This is a genomic window from Clostridium sp. DL-VIII (genome assembly GCF_000230835.1).
Classification (GTDB): Bacteria; Bacillota; Clostridia; order Clostridiales; family Clostridiaceae; genus Clostridium.
This window is the reverse complement of record NZ_CM001240.1, coordinates 1,181,249-1,200,259: the sequence shown is the minus strand read 5'-3', so window position 1 is coordinate 1,200,259 and position 19,011 is coordinate 1,181,249. Positions and strand designations below refer to the sequence as shown.

The 19,011-nt window shown below is 29.6% G+C and carries 16 protein-coding genes, 1 tRNA gene and 1 other annotated feature; of the genes, 3 read left to right on the top strand and 14 right to left on the bottom strand.

The annotated features are described in order from the left end of the window. Positions 1-35: 35 nt before the first annotated feature. Positions 36-968: a YafY family protein gene (locus CDLVIII_RS05525; protein WP_009168442.1), complete on the bottom strand. Its 933-nt coding sequence runs from the start codon at positions 966-968 to the stop codon at positions 36-38. 176 nt (positions 969-1,144) lie between these two features. Here CDLVIII_RS05525 and CDLVIII_RS05520 point away from each other — a divergent pair, with 176 nt between their 5' ends. Then, a complete protein-coding gene (locus CDLVIII_RS05520) occupies positions 1,145-1,867 on the top strand; it encodes an SDR family oxidoreductase (protein ID WP_009168441.1) in 723 nt (240 codons plus the stop codon). A 179-nt stretch (positions 1,868-2,046) separates the two neighbouring features. On the opposite strand, the gene CDLVIII_RS05515 is transcribed toward CDLVIII_RS05520, so the two are convergent. The 3 genes from CDLVIII_RS05515 to CDLVIII_RS05505 all read right to left on the bottom strand — a co-directional run bounded on the left by CDLVIII_RS05515 (position 2,047) and on the right by CDLVIII_RS05505 (position 4,183). After that, positions 2,047-2,988 carry a 2-hydroxyacid dehydrogenase gene (locus CDLVIII_RS05515; protein WP_035302083.1) on the bottom strand — a complete coding sequence of 314 codons (942 nt, stop codon included), beginning with the start codon at positions 2,986-2,988 and terminating at the stop codon, positions 2,047-2,049. 58 nt (positions 2,989-3,046) lie between these two features. Beyond that, on the bottom strand, positions 3,047-3,727 hold the full coding sequence (gene rpiA, locus CDLVIII_RS05510; protein ID WP_009168439.1) for a ribose-5-phosphate isomerase RpiA: 681 nt from the start codon (positions 3,725-3,727) through the stop codon (positions 3,047-3,049). A 75-nt stretch (positions 3,728-3,802) separates the two neighbouring features. Continuing rightward, positions 3,803-4,183: an SdpI family protein gene (locus CDLVIII_RS05505; protein WP_009168438.1), complete on the bottom strand. Its 381-nt coding sequence runs from the start codon at positions 4,181-4,183 to the stop codon at positions 3,803-3,805. A gap of 262 nt (positions 4,184-4,445) precedes the next feature. Further along, positions 4,446-4,677, top strand: a binding site (T-box leader). A gap of 192 nt (positions 4,678-4,869) precedes the next feature. On the opposite strand from CDLVIII_RS05505, the gene leuS reads away from it, so the two are divergent. Further along, the gene (leuS, locus tag CDLVIII_RS05500) at positions 4,870-7,320 is read left to right on the top strand and encodes a leucine--tRNA ligase (protein ID WP_009168437.1); all 2,451 of its coding nucleotides are present in this window, start codon (positions 4,870-4,872) and stop codon (positions 7,318-7,320) included. A gap of 198 nt (positions 7,321-7,518) precedes the next feature. Here leuS and CDLVIII_RS05495 read toward each other — a convergent pair whose 3' ends face one another. The 8 genes from CDLVIII_RS05495 to CDLVIII_RS05465 form a co-directional block, all read right to left on the bottom strand. Next, entirely contained in the window at positions 7,519-9,450 is a 1,932-nt protein-coding gene (locus CDLVIII_RS05495; RefSeq protein WP_009168436.1) for a methyl-accepting chemotaxis protein, read from the bottom strand. 286 nt (positions 9,451-9,736) lie between these two features. Beyond that, the gene (locus CDLVIII_RS05490) at positions 9,737-10,633 is read right to left on the bottom strand and encodes a zinc ABC transporter substrate-binding protein (RefSeq protein ID WP_009168435.1); all 897 of its coding nucleotides are present in this window, start codon (positions 10,631-10,633) and stop codon (positions 9,737-9,739) included. Between the two features lie 222 nt (positions 10,634-10,855). Next, positions 10,856-13,600, bottom strand: coding sequence for an AAA family ATPase (locus tag CDLVIII_RS05485; RefSeq protein ID WP_242835839.1), 2,745 nt, complete (start codon positions 13,598-13,600; stop codon positions 10,856-10,858). Next, positions 13,581-13,709 carry a hypothetical protein gene (locus CDLVIII_RS32460; RefSeq protein WP_009168433.1) on the bottom strand — a complete coding sequence of 43 codons (129 nt, stop codon included), beginning with the start codon at positions 13,707-13,709 and terminating at the stop codon, positions 13,581-13,583. Before CDLVIII_RS32460 ends, CDLVIII_RS05485 begins: the two co-directional genes overlap by 20 nt. Further along, positions 13,699-14,832, bottom strand: a complete 1,134-nt coding sequence (locus CDLVIII_RS05480) for a DNA repair exonuclease (protein WP_035301676.1) — start codon at positions 14,830-14,832, stop codon at positions 13,699-13,701. Before CDLVIII_RS05480 ends, CDLVIII_RS32460 begins: the two co-directional genes overlap by 11 nt. Positions 14,833-15,059: 227 nt before the next feature. Continuing rightward, the gene (locus tag CDLVIII_RS05475) at positions 15,060-15,251 is read right to left on the bottom strand and encodes an alpha/beta-type small acid-soluble spore protein (RefSeq protein WP_009168431.1); all 192 of its coding nucleotides are present in this window, start codon (positions 15,249-15,251) and stop codon (positions 15,060-15,062) included. A 214-nt stretch (positions 15,252-15,465) separates the two neighbouring features. After that, positions 15,466-16,431: a hypothetical protein gene (locus CDLVIII_RS05470; protein ID WP_009168430.1), complete on the bottom strand. Its 966-nt coding sequence runs from the start codon at positions 16,429-16,431 to the stop codon at positions 15,466-15,468. Positions 16,432-16,544: 113 nt separating this feature from the next. Beyond that, positions 16,545-16,619, bottom strand: a tRNA-Trp gene (locus CDLVIII_RS05465). 255 nt (positions 16,620-16,874) lie between these two features. Between CDLVIII_RS05465 and CDLVIII_RS05460 the strand changes: the two genes are divergently transcribed. Next, on the top strand, positions 16,875-17,942 hold the full coding sequence (locus CDLVIII_RS05460; protein WP_009168429.1) for a nitronate monooxygenase family protein: 1,068 nt from the start codon (positions 16,875-16,877) through the stop codon (positions 17,940-17,942). Positions 17,943-18,101: 159 nt separating this feature from the next. On the opposite strand, the gene CDLVIII_RS05455 is transcribed toward CDLVIII_RS05460, so the two are convergent. Both CDLVIII_RS05455 and CDLVIII_RS05450 read right to left on the bottom strand, forming a co-directional pair. Beyond that, a complete protein-coding gene (locus tag CDLVIII_RS05455) occupies positions 18,102-18,482 on the bottom strand; it encodes a RidA family protein (protein ID WP_009168428.1) in 381 nt (126 codons plus the stop codon). A gap of 100 nt (positions 18,483-18,582) precedes the next feature. After that, positions 18,583-19,011, bottom strand: coding sequence for an MOSC domain-containing protein (locus CDLVIII_RS05450; protein WP_009168427.1), 429 nt, complete (start codon positions 19,009-19,011; stop codon positions 18,583-18,585).

Sequence of the window (19,011 nt, the reverse complement as noted above, 5' to 3'; positions counted from 1 at the left end):
ATCAATAGTTTATATACAGGTTATTATCTATAAACTTATTTTTTATAAATTGCCAATGTATCTTCAAGTCTTCGGATGACTTCTAATCTAATATTTTCTGGTTCAAGACATTCACATTTATCACCAAAGTGAAGTATGATACTATACCAATAATCATCTTCTACAAATGGAAGGTAAGCTATAAATTTATTATTTTTGAAAGGCTCAACATTGTCTTTCCCACAAAATTCTATCATTAAATCTTTTATTGATTCATCAATAAGAACTTTAATTCTAATAATTTCTCTATCTGTTCCAAATGGTTCATTAAGGGATTCATAATCAAACTCTCTTAAAAAAAATTTTTCATTAAGTACTTCAAGCGATGACATATGGGATAGTCTAAAAACTCGAAAATCCTTTTTGGTAGTGCAGTAGCCATGGATGAACCAGTTTAAATTTTTAAAGAATAATTTATATGGTTCGATTTTTCTTTGACTCTTATTACCCACTCGATCAAAATAATTAAAAGATATAAATTTATTTTCACGAATAGCAATTTTGATTTTTTGAACATATAGTTTTGTGGTTTTATTTTCAAACCAAGGGGAATGATCAATAGCAACTTGGTCAGATTTTGATTCAATATCTTTAATTTGTTCTGCTGGAACTAGACCTTTCACTTTTGCAATTATATTAATTATTTCTTCACTTGGAAGGAGTGAATGAACACTCCCAAGTCCTATTAATAGCTCTGTTATATCTGAAATTGTAAAGATCTTTTTTTCTATCTTATATTCTTCCATAATACTAATACCGCCGTTAACACCAGGATAAGAAATAATCGGAATACCTGCTAAGTTTATTGTTTCTATATCTCTATATATTGTTCGCGGTGTGACTTCAAACATCTCAGCAAGCTTTGTGGCACTTACTTTTCTATGTTCAAGCAATACCATAATAATTGATATTAATCTAGCAATTTTCACTTATACCACCTCAAATAAAATATTTTTGACATTAATATAAAACCATGACATACAGTTGTCAAGGTTTTGTATGTTATTATAAACCCAACAAGATGATAATAATAAAATATACAAATAGATGCTTAGCAAATTAAGCGGTATCTATGAATAATAATTTTAGAAGGAGAAATAAATTTATGAATAAATCAAGGACAGTTTTAGTTACAGGAGCTAATCAAGGAATTGGCTTTGAAACAGCCAAAGAACTTGGAGCTATGGGGTTTACAGTACTTCTAGGAGCTAGGAGCAGTGATAGAGGTAAAGAAGCTGAAGAAACTCTTGTAAAAGAAGGGATTAAGGCACACTTTGTTCTGCTTGATGTAACAAAGCAGGATACTATTGATAAAGCTGCAACATTTATAGAAAATAATTACGGTTCTCTTGACGTTCTTATCAATAATGCCGGGATAGCTGTCGAGAAAGGAAGACAACCAAGCCAGTTGGATACTCAAGACCTAAAGGAAACTTTTGAGACAAATTTCTTCGGATTGTTTGCTGCTACTAAGGCTATGCTTCCATTATTAATGAAATCTACTGCAGGCAGGATAGTAAATATATCTAGTGGAAGAGGTTCATTTGCAAACAATCTCAAGCCTGTTGACAAAAGCCTAAACGCCTTGGCTTACAATACTTCCAAATCTGCTGTTAATATGCTTACATTAACTTTCTCAAAAGAACTAATCGACACTAATATTAAGATTAATTCAGCAGCTCCCGGCTACACAATTACGGCAATTAACGACTTCAAGGGCCACAGGACTGTTCAGCAGGCTGCAGAAATTATAGTGAAACTTGCGACTCTAGATGAAAATGGCCCTACAGGTGGATTTTTCGATGAAAATGGAACCGTTCCATGGTAAAACATAATGCTAAATCATCAACATGAATTAAAATTAAGGCAAAGGTGTTAAATCGATAAAAGTATAAGCTAAATTAGGCTAAAAAATAGAAATCCCTTTTAAGGGATTTCTAAAAATTCAATTAAAGAAAGAAAAGTACTAATGCTTTTTCATCCTAACTATTAACTTTCAACTAACCTTTACATTACATTTTGAGGAGTTCCCTTTAGCCATTTTTCAATATTGTCAAAAACAATAACAGCTCTCTTTTCAAAAGCTTCTGCTGTAGCGAAAGCAACGTGAGGTGTTACTATTAAATTCTTTGCTCCAAATAATACATGGTTAGTAGGAATTGGAGGTTCAACTTCAAATACATCTACCCCTGCCCCTGCTATTTTTTCGCTGTTTAAAGCTTCCGCAAGAGCTTCGCTATCTACAACAGGTCCTCTTGCTGTATTAATTAAAATTGCATTTTTCTTCATTAAAGATAGGTTCTCTTTATTTATTAATCCCTTAGTATTTTCATTTAATGGAACATGAAGTGATACAATATCACAAGTTGACATTAATGTATCTAAATCCACAAATTTAACTCCTTCTATTTCCTTTTTAGTTCTACTATAAGCATATACTTCACATCCAAAAGCCTTGGCAATCATTGCTGTTCTAACACCTATTGCACCTGCACCAACAATTCCAAATTTCTTTCCTGCTAATTCAAAACCAACAAGTCCATTTTTAGTTCCACCTTCTCTTGTTACCTTATCACAAGGTATTATATTTCTATACAGAGAAATCACCATTCCAAATACTAAATCCGCAACCGCAACTGTTGAATAGCCTGCACAGTTACATACCGTAATGTTTCTTTCTTTGCAATAATCCATAGCAACATGATCCACCCCAGTAAAAGCTACACATATCATTTTCAAATTTGGACAATTTTCAATTACTTCTTTTTTATATGGAAGATTAGAAAGCACTACAGCATCAGCATCTTTACTTCTCTCTATTAGAGTTTCAGTATCCTCTACTCTTGTATCATAATATATTACATCTAACTTATCGCCTAAGGTATCCTTTGCCATTCCCAATAATTTTTCCTTGCTTATCCCTAATGGTTCTAAGATTACTAATTTCATTTTTATCCATCTCCTATTCATATCTCGTGTACTTACCTGTACACTTCCTAAAATGATATTATTTTGCAAGTTTTTTATTTTTAATAACTTTAACTCCATTACTTGTTCCAATAATAATATAATTACACATATTTATAAATAAACCAACTTCTAAAACTCCAGGTATTTCTTTAACTTCACTATAAATTTTACCTATATCTATAGGCTTTCCTATGTGTAAATCAACAATGTAATTACCATTATCAGTTATAAAAAACTCATTTGATTTCATTCTTGTTATAGGACTTAAAGAATATTCTTTAAGTTTTCTTATTACATGTGTATAGCCATATGGTAATACTTCAACTGGCAAAGGAAATTCACCTATACTGTCTACTAATTTACTATCATCCATAATCCATATTACTTCTTTAGCTAAATTAGCAACAATCTTTTCTCTAAATAATGCTCCTCCACCTCCTTTAATTGCACTAAATCCCATATCTATTTCGTCAACACCATCAATTGCTAAGTCAATTCTATCTATTTCATCTATTTTAACTAATGGAATCTTCAATTCTTTTGCTAACTTCTCAGTACCTTTTGAAGTTGCAACTGCTTTTAAATCCATTCCACTTTCAACCAGTTCTCCAACCTTTTTAATCATGTAATATGCTGTAGAACCAGTTCCTAATCCTAATATCATTCCATTTTTTATATATTCTGTTGCTTTTTCTGCAGCAATTCTTTTTGCCTCCATACTTACCTCCTAATACCCTAAAGCTTTACATGTTCATAAACAATATTTCCATATAATAAAATATTGTTTAAATTATCAATCTCTTCTGTTTCCATTCTCATCGAAATTCTTTTTTAATTCCTTCTCAACAGGAAAAATAGATACAATTACTATAATCGTTTGTATGATAATTAATGTAAAATTAATTATTCCTTGAACTTTATCATCTAGTATAATTCCAATTATACTAAAGCCAATAGATACAACTAACATTATTAAGCCTAGTTTTGTCCATAACTTGCCACAGTATTTATGAGCAAATTCCCAAGTCTCTTTACTTTTCATTGACCTTGAAGTTCTATAACCATAAAACCCATTAATATTTTTAGGACTATGTTCTTTAAACTTCACGCCAAAAAACAGCATTATGATTGGAATAATTAAATTGCAGACAAATATAACTATTTTAATTCCCATATACCCCTCCAAAATTTATACTGAATATTTTGTATGGATTACAATTCTACCTCTTGTAAACTCATCTTAAAGGTATTTCAATAGTACTAAAGTTCCAATTCATTTCTTTCAATTCTATAAAAGTATATCTAACATATTAAATTATACGCTTATATTATTATTTTTTTAATATGAAATTAAAATTTTCATGAATGATCCATTCCTCAATACATGTTATTGACTTTTTTTAGCTTATTAATATATAATGATATTAAATTTTATATTACGTGCTATGAATAGGAGTATTAGTAATAAATATATCTTAAGAGAGCTGTTGTTAGACATTTTATTCTGTCTTAGGTGCAAAACAGTGATGTGTTATTATGAACTTGCCTAGGAGCTTACTTGCCAAAAGCAAGTACGGTAATACCGTTATAATATCGAGTGAGAAGAATCAATTTATTTGTTCTTCTAATTAAGAGTGGTACCACGGAAATTACGCTTTCGTCTCTTTTATTTAAGAGATGAAAGCCTTTTTTTAGTTAACTGTTAACTGATTAAGTTAGCTTTATATTATTAAAATTATAAAAATTTTCTACGCAGTTATTCAGATAATATTTTACAATTGTTAGAGATCGCGCAGTGATCTCCTCCTTCAACTGTAAACTGTTAACTGTTAACTGTTAACTGATTAAGTGGAGGTTGTTATGTCAAATTACGGAACTAAAATCGATGAAAAATGGCAAAAAATATGGGAAGAAAATGAAACTTATAAGTTTAATCCTGAAAATTCAGCTAAGAAGCTTTATACACTTGAAATGTTCTCTTATCCATCAGGTGCTCAGCTTCATGCCGGCCACTGGTTTAACTATGGACCAACTGATTCATGGGCTAGACTTAAAAGAATGCAAGGCTACAATGTATTCCAGCCAATGGGGTTTGATGCTTTTGGATTACCAGCAGAAAACTATGCAATAAAAACTGGTATACATCCACAAGATTCTACTTTAAAAAATATTGAAACAATGGAAAAGCAATTAAAATCCATGGGAGCTATGTTCAACTGGGATAATGAAGTTGTTACCTGCCTTCCAGATTACTATAAATGGACTCAATGGTTATTCTTGAAACTTTATGAAAAAGGATTGGCTTACAGAAAGAAAGCTCCTGTAAACTGGTGTCCATCTTGTAATACAGTTTTAGCTAATGAGCAAGTTATTGATGGAGTTTGCGAAAGATGCAGCACAGAAGTAGTAAAGAAAGATCTTACTCAATGGTTCTTTAAAATAACAGATTATGCTGATGAGTTACTTGATAAATTAGATGATTTAGATTGGCCTGAAAAGACTAAATCTATGCAAAAGCACTGGATTGGGAGGTCTTTCGGAGCACAAGTTACCTTCAAGGTAAAAGATTCAGATTTAAAATTTGATGTGTTTACTACAAGAGTTGATACTTTAAATGGAGTTACTTATGTAGTTTTAGCTCCTGAAAACAAATTAGTAGATGAATTAACATTGCCTGAATATAAGGATGCTGTAGAAAGCTATAAAGAAGCGGCAGCTAAACAATCTGAAATTGAAAGACAATCCGTTACAAAGGAAAAAACAGGAGTATTCACTGGATCTTATGCGATAAATCCTATCAACGGTAAAGTAGTTCCTATTTGGATTTCTGACTATGTATTAGCTACTTATGGTACTGGGTGCGTTATGGCAGTTCCTGCTCATGATGAAAGAGACTTTGCTTTTGCAACTAAGTTCAATTTACCGATTGAAAGAGTTATAACTGATAAAGAAAATACTGATCCTAAGCTTCCATACTGCGAACATGGAATACTTGTTAACTCAGGTAAATTTGACGGTTTAGAAACAGATGAAGCTAAGAAGAAAATAGTTGAAGAACTAGAAAAAGATAAGTTAGGTGAAATGAAGGTTAACTTCAGACTAAGAGACTGGTTAGTATCAAGACAAAGATACTGGGGCGCTCCAATTCCAATTATCTACTGCGATGATTGTGGCATAGTTCCAGTACCTGAAAAAGATCTTCCAGTAAAACTTCCTTATGATGTTGAATTTACTCCAGATGGTAAATCACCACTTAGTAAATCTGAAGAATTCATAAATACTACTTGCCCTTGTTGTGGAAAGCCTGCAAAGAGAGAAGCAGATACTTTAGATACCTTTGTATGTTCTTCATGGTACTATTTAAGATATGCAGATAATAAAAATACAGATGCACCTTTTGACCCTGAAAAAATCAATAAGGTACTTCCTGTTGATAAATATGTTGGTGGACCGGAACATGCATGTATGCATTTATTATATGCAAGATTTGTAACAAAAGCTTTAAGAGATGCTGGTTACTTAAACTTTGATGAACCATTCTTAAGTTTAACTCACCAAGGCTTGATCTTAGGACCAGATGGACTTAAGATGAGTAAATCAAAAGGAAATACAATTTCTCCTGATGATTATATTAAAGAATATGGTGCTGATGTATTTAGAATGTACTTAATGTTTGGTTTTGGATACACTGAAGGCGGAGCTTGGAGTGACGATGGAATTAAATCCGTAGGTAAATTCGTAGATAGAATCGAAAGAACTTTAGAAACTTGTAGAGAAGCCATAGCTTCAACTGAAAATACAAAGGATTCTATTGATTCTCCTGAAAAAGAATTAAACTTCTGGAAGCATACAGCTATAAAAGGTGTTACTGAAGACGGAAATAAAATGCAATTTAACACTGCAATAGCAAGACTTATGGAATTTACAAATGCAGTCAGTAAGTACCTTCAAGAAGAAGTTAAGAATACTAAGTTCTTAAAAGAAACTGTAAGTGATTTCTTAAAATTACTTGCTTCATTTGCTCCTCACTTTACTGAAGAACAATGGAGCTTACTTGGAAATACTTCAACAATCTTTAATCAAAGATTACCAGAATTTGATCCTTCTGCTTTAGTTAAAGATGAAGTTGAAATTGCCATTCAAATAAATGGTAAGATAAAAGCTAAGATTAATATTCCTTCAAACTTAGATGAAGAAGGTATAAAGAAAGCTTCTCTAGAAAATGATACTATTAAGGAAAATACTGAAGGTAAAAATATAGTTAAAGTCATTGTAATCAAGGGAAGACTTGTAAATATAGTTGTAAAATAAAAATCAGACTATTTTATAGTAAATAACACAAAAGTAATAAGTTTAGACTAACTTGCTAAACTTATTACTTTTTTTGCTTACAATTTACTATTTATCTTTTGCCTGTAATTAATAATTCGATTAATTGTACTCTTAATATATATTGCGATTTGCAATGCACAGTTTACAGTAAATTTTTGATTGTAACATATATATTATTTAATATTTTCCGAAATCTCTATCGCTTAAAACTATTTTAGTATTCTTAGATGTTGATGATGTTTCACTAAATTCCATATCATTTACTCTATTGTAAGGCTGCTTAATAGCTTCATTATTTAGTTGAGTGCTTCTATCAATATTATTATTTTTTAATTTAAAAGTAGCAACCATATTATTAAGCATTTTAGCTTGACTTGAAAGTTCCTCACTAGCTGATGCACTTTCTTCAGAAGTTGCTGAATTTGTCTGTACCACTTGCGATACCTGTTCAATACCTACATTTATCTGAGCTACACCAGCTGCCTGTTCCTCTGAAGCTGCAGCTATTTCTGATACAAGAGTTGCCGCCTTTGATACTCCATCTACTATTTCATATAAAGCTTTTGCTGTATTGTTTGCAATTTCAGTTCCTTTTTCTGCTTTCTTTATAGATCCTTCTATAAGTGTTGTTGTTTCTTTTGCTGCATTAGCACTTCTTGCTGCTAAGTTTCTTACTTCTTCTGCTACTACAGCAAAGCCTTTTCCATGCTGTCCTGCCCTTGCAGCTTCTACAGCGGCATTAAGCGCAAGTATATTAGTTTGAAATGCGATTTCATCTATTACCTTTATTATTTTAGATATATTTGCAGAAGATTCATTTATTTTTCTCATAGATTCAAGCATTTCTCCCATATGCTTATTCCCTTCCTCTGCATTTTCTTTTACTGCTAGTGCAAGTTCCTTAGCTTCATTGGCATTATCGGAATTTTCCTTAATTTGTGCTGCCACTTCAGCCATAGATGATGTCAGCTCTTCAATAGCACTGGCCTGCTCCGTAGCCCCTTGTGATAAAACCTGACTGCCAGTTGAAACTTCATTTGCTCCTGAAAATACCTGATGTGATGCAGTATTTATTTCACTTATAACAGAATTTAGAGATTCTATTATCACATTTAACGAACTAGAAATTCCCTTAAAGTCTCCTTTAAATTCTCTTACAGTTTCAATATTAAGATCTCCCATTGAAATTTTTCCTGTAACTTCAGAAATTTCTTTAACAATTGTTCTTAAGCGTTCGCCTAGATTATTAATTGATTTTCCTAATAGTTCAAATTCTCCTTTATAATTTCCAGTAATCAGTACAGATAAATTCCCTTGGGACATTTCTCCCATTACACTAATAACTTCATCGATTGGCTTCACAATTACTTCTATTAATTCATTAATTCCTTGAATCATTTCTGCCCATGAGCCCTTGAATTTAGATGCATCCGCTCTTTTTGATAAATCGCCCTGTTTAATTTCATTGATTATATTTATCTGCTCCTTTGATATGTTTAGTAAATTAATTCTTAAATTATTTGCATATTCATTAACCAAACCATATCGTCCCTGGAATTTTTCAAGTTCAGTGGAGAAATCTCCTTCTGAATATTCTTTTAGTACTGCAAATAACTTTATAAATATTTCTATTGATATCCACATGGCATTATTTATAGAATCCGCCATTTCTTTGTAAACTCCTTTAAATTTAGAGCTATCTATTTTATCTCGTGTATTTCCAACCCTAAAAGTGCCTTGAAGCCAGTGTATCTGTTCTTTAAAGTCATTTATGTTTTTTGATATTATTTTAAGCGAATAAGCTAATTCGCCTATTTCATCATTAGTTTTAATATCTATCTCATTTTCATAAAGGTATCCATTTTCAATGTTCTTAGCGATATCATTAAGTTTTTTCATAGGCTTACAAATTGAATTTATTAATAATAATCCCAATATCGCTGTAACTATAATAGATAATGCTGAGGCAATGACCATATTATTTTGTACTTCTCTTATTAATTGTACGTTTTCCATGCCCTTATAAGCTACAGTAAATAAAATTCCCTCCATTACAATTATCAATATAAAAGCTAGACCTATTTTACCCCTGATTTTTAATCCATTCATATAAATATTCCCGTCCTTTCTATACTAACTTCTGCCCATAGACCAATTATATCAAAATATACTATATTATGATATAATTCTTAGATAAATTTAACAATATTAGCATTATAGTAACAAAAATACTAATTAAGACAAAATTTTTTCTTGAACTTAATTTAATTGAAATTGATTACTACTTAAATTTTTAGCTTTATTATATTTCTTTCTAATATTCTGAATAAATAAAAAAGTTGAAGCTGCTACAAAAATAATTTTGCAGTAACTTCAACATTTATTTTAATAAAATTTATTCACTTGATAGACATCTATATATTTCATCCAAGTTGTATTTCATTGCCTCTATATAATCTTTATCATCTTCTTTAGATTCTAATGTTAATATAGGCACCACATCTGCTTGAACTTCTTTTGCTAATGTTTCTGAGACCTTAGGACTTGCCAATGATTCTGAAAAAACAGTCTTTATATTATTTTCCCTACAGTAATTAACTAACTCTTCTAACTGCCTCGGAGTTGGTTCTCCTTCAGCAAATAAGTTTTCTACTGATTTTTGCGTCAAGCCAAAATCTCTGCACAAATAACCAAAAGCTGCATGACCAGTAATAAAGTTCTTTTTATTTAGTGTATCAAATTTAGGTTTATATTCATTATATACGCCTTCTAATTCTTCCTTAAATTTATTATAATTTTCTTCATAATAATCTTTATTCTTTTCATCTAGCTTAACAAGAGTATTTTTTATGTTCTCAGATTGTATTTCTGCATTTTTTAAACTTAACCAGCTATGAGGATCAATTGCATCTCCTTCTTTTCGAGCTTCTATCCCAGCACTTGAATCTACAACAAGCACGCCACTTTCCTTAATAGCTTCACTTACTTGATCCACCCACTCTTCCATCCCTAAACCATTGTAAATGAAAGCTTTGCTGCTAGTTAATGTCTTAAAATCCCTGGTCTTAGGTTCATAATCATGTGGATCCATGTTATCTGGAACTAAACAAGTTACTTCTGCCTTGTCTCCAGCAATTTTCTCTGCAAATTCTTTTAGAGGATATATTGAAACTACAATATTTAATTTATTATCATTTACTTGTGGTGACGTAGTTTTTGCATTTATTCCACAGCCAATCAGCGTAATACTCATTAGTATTGTTAACGCTGCCGCCATAATTTTCTTTTTCATCTCATACCTCTTCTGCATTTGATTTGCATTTGCGCTCTGTTAATAATATTACTGTCAAAGTCCTAATATGTCAATAACAGAAATTTTTATTCTATAAAGTTAAGAAAATAAATCAGCCTATATCACTATTTCTATGCAAAACATGATATAGGCATTATTATAAACATATTAGTCACACTCAAATAAATAGCAAGTTCATTTACCAGCCTATTTTCATGTGTCTTAATTTAAATTTATTAGTTTATACTCATATTGATTCTTATTTAAGATATTCTTTTCTATTTCCTGACATGTAAAAAATATTATCTGATTAAAATTTTCATTTATTAAAAGTTTTAATGCTGTCTCTCTTCTTTCATCATCATATTGAACAAATGCATCATCTAAAAATATTGGAACTTCTTTATTCTTAAATAACATATTTATAAAAGAAAGTCTTAATGATAAATACAATTGATCTTTTGCACCATTGCTTAAAATGTCACCATCAAGCAATACTCCTTCATGTCTTATTCTTAATTTATATTCTTCAGATATTTTTGCTTCTTCATAATTTTCATTGGTTAAAAAATTGAACTTATTTATTACCTTTTCATTTAAATCAGGGCCAACATTTTTTTTAACTTCATCAAATGCTTCCTGAAGTATGTCACTTGCTAGATTTATTGCTTTAGATTCCTTCTCTAACTTTATAATTTTTTCATTATTAATCAGTATTTCTTCTTCTATTTCCGGAATTTCTCTTTTTCCTATATACCGTTTTTCTATAAGATGTTCTAAATCTTTTATCTCTTTTTCAACTTTTAATAATTCATTTGATTGTCTTCTGATCTCATTATCTATTTCTTCTTCAGATTTATAAGAATAATTTATATCCTGACTTACTATTTGTTTCATTTCCTCTTTTATTTCATCTATATTTCTATCTTTTATTAAAACCTTATAAGTTTCTTCCACACTTTGCATGGCACTTTTTATTTCTTTCATCTTATTTATTTTCTCTTTATACTCTTTTAAGTAGATATGCATATCTGCTATTTCTATATTTTCCAAGCCTAATATAGAAGTTTTCTTTCTAATTTCTTCTTCCTTATCAACTAATTGTTCATTTATATTTTCTATCTCTTGCTTAATTCTATCAACTTCATATTCACTTATAAGAATTTTTTCCTTTAATTGTTCATATATTTCTAATTTACTTAATACTTCATCTAAGGAACTACATGATAACACACTATATAATGAAGCTATTACTCCTTTATTTCTGTTATGACTGGATTTTAATTCTGTAATATTATATTTGTTAATCTCTTCTTCTTTACCCTTAACCGCTAAGTTAGTACTATCTTTATAGCTTTTAAACTTATCATATTGAGTTAATTTATTAATAAATTCCTCATAAGATTTACAATTTGTCTTATTAATATACAAATTTAATTTTTCTTCATATTGCGAAATTCTTTCCTTTATATTTTCAACTGACTTCTTATTTTTGCTGATAAGTTCTTCATTCTTTATTGCTATAGAATATTTTAAATAAAATCTTATCAATAAAATAAATATAGGAATACAAATGATCATAGCAGGAACTATTTGCTTAATTGCCCCATAAGTAAAAAATAAGACACTAACAATACCTACTATATATATAATATTTACCTTTGTTCTTAAGCCTTTTAAATCTACTTCTTTCTTATCATAACCTTGATTCTCTATCTTATATTTCAATTCTTTTAGAGCTTCCTTGTATGAATTAAGTAATTGTTCTATTTCCTCTCTACTCTCACTTAATAATTCTAAATTTTCAATAGCTGCGGCTTTTTTGCTTATATCCATTTTAAGTCTAGATATGGAATTTTTGAGATTAATAATATCATTAAGTTTGTCCTCTAAGTTTTTTTGCTCAGCTTTTAAGGTGTATATCTTATCTTTAATATTATTTCCCATAGAAGAAAAGACTTTATAACTTCCAATATCATCACTTTTTCCTTTTAGTTCTTTCTCTAACTCAGTAAGTTTATTTAATTTTTCCTGCTTAACATCTAATAAACTTAAGTATCTGGAACATTTCTCATTAATATCATCTAAAAACTCAGTAGTTATATAGTCATCACCTTTTTTGAGTTCTTGTATTATAGCATCTTGTTTTCTTTTTAACTCTTCGCCTTTTATTAGATAATCGCTTATTTCTTTATAATCTTTTTGAAGCTTTATTTTCTTTACATACTTCTTATACAAATCTAATTTTTGAATCTGTTCATTTATATGAATCTTTAACTCTTTTTTTCTTATTAAACTTTCTTCATTATCAACATTTTCTTCAGCTAATTTATATGCTTCCCAGAGTTCTGCTTTAAGAGCATCAGCATTATCCTTCAATAAATCAAGTTCTCCGCCTTTTCTAACTCCAGTTAATTGTTTTTTCCTTTTTTCTAACTTTTCAATTATTTTTTTTACAGATGTGTTTTCATCTCCGGTGTTATATATATTTGTTATTTTTTCCATTATTTCTTCTTCTTTATCTTTTGAAACCATAACTCCTAATTGCCCTATAAATAAAGTTTTTATGAAAGTTGCCAGATTTATATCTAAAAAATACTTTCCTGGTTCATTTTTATTTTCAATTTCTATAATCTCGCCAGTTATCTCATCTAAGATTTCGCAAGTATCATCTTTTTTGGTTGCTCCAAAGCTTCTCTTTATGATATATCCTTTTTCTTCATGCTCTAATACTAGCTCACCAGAAATTTTTTCCCCAGTTAACGGTGAATATTTTTTTCTATCATTAAACTTTCCCCTTGAATTATCAATTCCATACAACCATATTTTAATGAAATTTTCAATTGTACTCTTTCCCTTTTCATTTTTTCCATAAATTAAATTAAATCCATCCTCAAAATCTAATCTTTTTTCTTTAAGTCCGGCAAAAGCTTTTATATTAACATTTTTAATTTTCAAAAAACTCACCTCTTTTACAAGATAAGATGTATCTCTTCATAAATTTTTCCATATGTTCACTTATACCAAGCATAAATCTACAACTCACAAGTTCATATGTTGTTAATTTATCCTTCATAAATTTTTACCTCTTCTCCCGAAATACTTTGAAGTCCTATTTTTAGCGCTAAGGTTATAAGTTCCTTTTCCTCTTCTGTCTCTGCGCTTTGCAGTTTATCATATATTTTCTTAGCAAACATGCTTTTAAGAGAATATCCCTTCATTAATTCACTCAAATTCAATTTAATTTCACTTTTATCTATAAGTTTTATAAAATAAAACTCTCCCTTAAGAAGATCTTGCAAAACTTCTTCATTAATTACAAATCCCTCGGATACCTGTCCACTTAAAATTATCTTATAAAAATTATTTTTTCTATAATCATTTGAAATTTCATTAACAATTCTGCTCTTTACCTCGCTATAGCCAAAACATCCTTCAATGTTTATCTCTTTTTCATAATAGTTTCTAATGGATGTTCTAATAAACTTACTTTCAAGAAATCTATCTTTAATCTCTAATAAAACTATTCCTTTATCTTCAAGTTCATCAAAACCTCTTCCTTGAGGACATCCACTATAGCTATAGTAAGTATTTTTTATTTTCTTTACTTCTGAAAATTTATGTCTATGGCCTAGTGCTATATAATCCATATTACTTTCCGCTATATCCTCTTCTGTAATAGGATTATACTCATTTCCATCTTTTATAGAAGCAACTTCACCATGTATGACCATTATATTGTTATAGTCCTCTACTCTTTTCACTTCTTTTAGCATAGATTTATTAACATGGGAAGTATTAAATCCAGCACCCCAAACTATAGTCTTTAGATCTTCTAATATTACTTTTTCCATCTTTCCCTTGAAAATATAAACATTTTCAGGCCAATCTACAATACTATAAAAAGATTTTTCATTAAATGGATCATGATTCCCTGGACTTATAAATACTTTAATGGTATTTATTTTTTCAAGACAATTTTTAATAAAATAAAGAGTAGTTTTATTTACAGATAAATTATCAAAAATATCTCCTGCAATTAAAAGAATATCTATTTCTTTCTCTAGTGAAATCTGTATTATCTTTTCAAAAACCTGTTTTAATTCTTCTTTACTTTTCAATGCTTCTTTAGGTGACATTCCACTAAAAGGCGTATCAAAATGTAAATCTGCTGTATGTAAAATCCTAATCTTTCTCATATAATCACCTATAATTATTCTATCGAACTTTTGTTCTAATTTTATCACGAAATTCACAATCAGTCCAAAATGTTTAAAATTTTAAGGCATATGAAAATAAAATTTAGTACACATAAAGAAGAGATACATTGCGCAACTGCGTAATGTATCTCCCTGATTTTAGAATATGATTATGTTATTTCAACATATTAGCTTTTGAATTTAATTTAAAATTTAATAACTTTAAACTAGATTCTGCTTTCATATTCCTTTACCATTCTTTTTACCATTTCTCCGCCTACTGAACCACATTGTCTAGAACTTAAGTCTCCATTATATTCTTTAAATGGAACTCCTAGTTCTTGAGCTACTTCTGTCTTGAATTTTGCCAAGCCATTTTTTGCTTCTGGAACTACTGTTCTATTACTATTGTGTGACATAACGATCCCCTCCTCGGTTAATATGGTATACATCAATAGACAAAATATTTTATTTCCCCTACCGACAATAGTATTTTAACCTTAAAGGTAACTTTTATTCTTATTAATATATGGTTAATCTTCAATATTAATCCTAATAATCCGAATTACTTCTTGTTATATTTCATATACTTTTCTTAAAAACATGTAATTCTTCAGTAAACTCAAATAATCATTATACCACCATTTCCTTTAATACAGCCTGTATATCCATTTTTAAATTAATAGAGATATCATTTTCATCATTAATTAAGCTATTTAATAAATCTATTGCTATCAAATTCATTTTATTAAGTTCTCTATCCATAATTAAATCTGCGCTTTTAATCCTTTTCAAGTATCTGTTCATATCTTTGAAAAATATGAAAATTTCATCTTTAATCATCTTTTTAGATACTGCTTCTGAATTTATGTCTAACAATCTTTTTCTTAAATCTATTACCTTTAGTGGAAACAATAAATACATTTTTTCTTCGAATAATCTTCTAAAATCATATTTCCAACCTTTAACTACATTTATTTTATATTTCATATTTTTTTTATTAAAACTTGGCTTGCGTTCATATACATCTGGTACTCGAACTTCTGAGTCTAATACTATCATGCATTTATCCTGACATTCTTTTAAGTTACTCATAATATTTGAATTATTTTTTCTTTTACTAAAAGTAACTATGTTCTTATTCGTTAAGTCCTTCTTACTTATTATTATTCCTAGATTCTCATAATCACTAATTTTAAATTGTATCTCATATTCAAAATTTCTATACTCATCCTGAGCGAAAATTTTAATATTATAATTTAAATTTTGAGAAATTACTATTTGACTATTTTCAATACATCTAATTTGGGTGTTTATCTTTAAATTATCATTATATATTGCATTTATAAAATCTATTATTAGCGTATCATTATTTAATAAAAAAATTCTATCTATAATCAAACTTATATCTTTTTCATTATCAACTCTTTCATTATTTAAGTCATCTGACTCTTTGCTATCTTTAAATAAATTAAATTTTTCTTCAAACGTAATATAAGACTCTTCACAAACTCTTTCATTCTTAATTTTATCTGATATTAATAATTGGCTTTTCTTTTTTTCATCTCTTACTTCATTTAATAAAATTAGTTCGCTCATTTTGATTCCACCTCAAAATGGATTATTGCCATAATATGCTTGCACTATTCTAATATTGAATTAATTTTTTATAAAAAATAAAAAAGCCGTAGCACAACGTGCTACGACCTTTGTGGCAGGGGCAGTAGGATTTGAACCCACAACCAATGGTTTTGGAGACCACTACTCTACCGTTGAGCCATACCCCTAAGACATTAAGTATTTTATCATGCAATCATGGTTAGTGTCAAGAAAATTATTATTTTAATTTTTTAATCCAAGAAATATTATTATTAAAATAGAATCTTTGCCTTGTAAATACTCATTTATAAGGTAGTTTTTTAAATATTTCTTGTTTAAGTACAAATATTATTTTATAATAGAGTATAATGCTTTGATTCTCGAAGTATTTTGATTATCGAAATATTTTATTGTCGAATTTCTCGTGAAAGGATATATGTAAAATGAATTTTAATTCTCTTAAGATTGGAAATTTAATTGCCCCTATTCCTATTATTCAAGGAGGTATGGGTATTGGTGTTTCATCTTCAAATTTGGCTGCTGCTGTTGCAAATGCTGGCGGTGTTGGAATTATTTCTGCTGCACAGCTTGGTTACAATGAGGATGATTTTATAAAAAACCCTTTAGAAGCGAATTTAAGGGCTTTAAAGAAGCATATTACTCTTGCAAAGTCTAAAGCAGTAAATGGAATCATTGGTATTAATGCTATGGTTGCAACAAATAATTACGAAGCTCATATAAAAGCTGCAATAGAAGCTGGAGTTGATTTAATAATATCTGGAGCTGGACTTCCTACAATGCTACCTAAAATAGTAAAAGGTTCTTCTGTAAAAATTGCACCAATTGTATCTTCTTTAAAGGCGGCAAAAGTAATTCTAAAGCTTTGGGATAAGCATGATAATGTAGCCCCAGATCTTGTTGTTATCGAAGGCCCAAAAGCTGGTGGACATTTAGGTTTTAAGGTTGAAGAATTAGAAGACGGAAATATAGATTTTGACAAATCCGTTGCAGATATAATAGATGAAACAAAAAAATATGCAAAAAAATACAACAAAGAAATCCCAGTAGTAGTTGCTGGAGGAGTTTTTGATGGATATGATATTGCTAAGTACTTAAAATTAGGAGCTAGTGGTGTTCAAATGGCAACAAGATTTGTTGCAACTGAAGAATGTGATGCTTCTGATGAATTTAAGAATGCTTATATCAATTGCAAAAAAGAGGATATCCAAATAGTAAAGAGTCCTGTAGGAATGCCAGGAAGAGCTATTAGCAATCCATTTGTTAAAAAGGCTCATTCTGAAGGCGAAAAAGTAACTCATTGTTACAATTGTCTAACGCCTTGTAATCCTGCGACTACTCCTTATTGCATTAGTAAAGCATTAATAAACGCAGTAAATGGTAAGATTGATGAAGGTCTTATATTCTGTGGTGAAAATGCAAGTAGAATTACTAAAATTACGACGGTAAAAGAACTTATGGATGAATTGGTTTCAGAACTAAAAAATGCCTAAAATAAAAAATTGTCCACAAAACAACTTATTTCTAAAGTAAATCTTGTGGACAATTTATTATTTTGTTCATAAATTTGTGAATAGTCCATTTTTTATTTGATTATGCCTAGAGCTACGCACTTATTAATAAAGCAAAATATGTCATGCACTGCTTATATTTTATGAATTTTTGCAGGCTATCACTTCAACTTCACATAAAACTCCCTTAGGAAGTTCTTTTACAGCCACACATGAACGTGCTGGATTGCTAACAAAATATTTTGCATAAACTTCATTAAATTTAGCAAAATCACTCATGTTTGCAATAAAACAAGTTGTTTTAATAACATTCTTAAACTGAGTGTCACTTGCTTCTAATATAGCTGAAATATTCTTCATGACTTGAAGAGCCTGTTCTTCTATATTAGTCCCTACTACCTCGCCAGTTACAGGATCTAGTGGTATTTGTCCTGATGTAAATAATAAATCTCCAAAGCTTATTGCTTGTGAATATGGTCCTATGGCTGCTGGAGCCTTTTCTGTGTTTGTTACTTTTAACATTTTTCATTCCCCCAAATCAAAATTAACTTATTTAATTATCAATTATACATATATTATCCTATATATCAAGTATATAAAGGTTAATTCAAAAAATATATTTTTAAATGACCATCATTTCATCTCCGCATTTTATCTTTCCGCCTTTAATAACTTTTGCGAATACGCCGTTTGTTGGCATGATGCATTCTCCCATTTTTTTATAGATTTCACAATGACTGTGACACTCTTTGCCTATTTGTGTCATCTCTAAAATCACATCATTGCACTGTAGCTTTGTTCCAACAGGCAGTTCTGTAAATTTTATACCGTCTACTACTAGATTTTCACCAAATGCTCCATCTATCACATTAGCACCCTTTTTATTAAATTCATCTATTTTTTCATAAGACAATAAACTTACTTGTCTATGCCAATCTCCTGCATGAGCATCTTTTTCTATTCCAAAGTTTTCTATAAAATTAGCCTCTTTAATGTTAGTCTTTTGTGTACCACGTTTTTCACTTATACATACTGCTATGACTCTCCCCAT

Bases quoted from the DNA above. Each gene is read 5' to 3' on its own strand.
- CDLVIII_RS05470 (WP_009168430.1), bottom strand. From the start codon at position 16,431: ATGAGCGAACTAATTTTATTAAATGAAGTAAGAGATGAAAAAAAGAAA.
- rpiA (WP_009168439.1), bottom strand. From the start codon at position 3,727: ATGGAGGCAAAAAGAATTGCTGCAGAAAAAGCAACAGAATATATAAAA.
- CDLVIII_RS05520 (WP_009168441.1), top strand. From the start codon at position 1,145: ATGAATAAATCAAGGACAGTTTTAGTTACAGGAGCTAATCAAGGAATT.
- CDLVIII_RS05450 (WP_009168427.1), bottom strand. From the start codon at position 19,011: ATGGGGAGAGTCATAGCAGTATGTATAAGTGAAAAACGTGGTACACAA.
- CDLVIII_RS05455 (WP_009168428.1), bottom strand. From the start codon at position 18,482: ATGTTAAAAGTAACAAACACAGAAAAGGCTCCAGCAGCCATAGGACCA.
- CDLVIII_RS05490 (WP_009168435.1), bottom strand. From the start codon at position 10,633: ATGAAAAAGAAAATTATGGCGGCAGCGTTAACAATACTAATGAGTATT.
- leuS (WP_009168437.1), top strand. From the start codon at position 4,870: ATGTCAAATTACGGAACTAAAATCGATGAAAAATGGCAAAAAATATGG.
- CDLVIII_RS05505 (WP_009168438.1), bottom strand. From the start codon at position 4,183: ATGGGAATTAAAATAGTTATATTTGTCTGCAATTTAATTATTCCAATC.
- CDLVIII_RS05515 (WP_035302083.1), bottom strand. From the start codon at position 2,988: ATGAAATTAGTAATCTTAGAACCATTAGGGATAAGCAAGGAAAAATTA.
- CDLVIII_RS32460 (WP_009168433.1), bottom strand. From the start codon at position 13,709: ATGAAGGATAAATTAACAACATATGAACTTGTGAGTTGTAGATTTATG.
- CDLVIII_RS05460 (WP_009168429.1), top strand. From the start codon at position 16,875: ATGAATTTTAATTCTCTTAAGATTGGAAATTTAATTGCCCCTATTCCT.
- CDLVIII_RS05495 (WP_009168436.1), bottom strand. From the start codon at position 9,450: ATGAATGGATTAAAAATCAGGGGTAAAATAGGTCTAGCTTTTATATTG.
- CDLVIII_RS05480 (WP_035301676.1), bottom strand. From the start codon at position 14,832: ATGAGAAAGATTAGGATTTTACATACAGCAGATTTACATTTTGATACG.
- CDLVIII_RS05475 (WP_009168431.1), bottom strand. From the start codon at position 15,251: ATGTCACACAATAGTAATAGAACAGTAGTTCCAGAAGCAAAAAATGGC.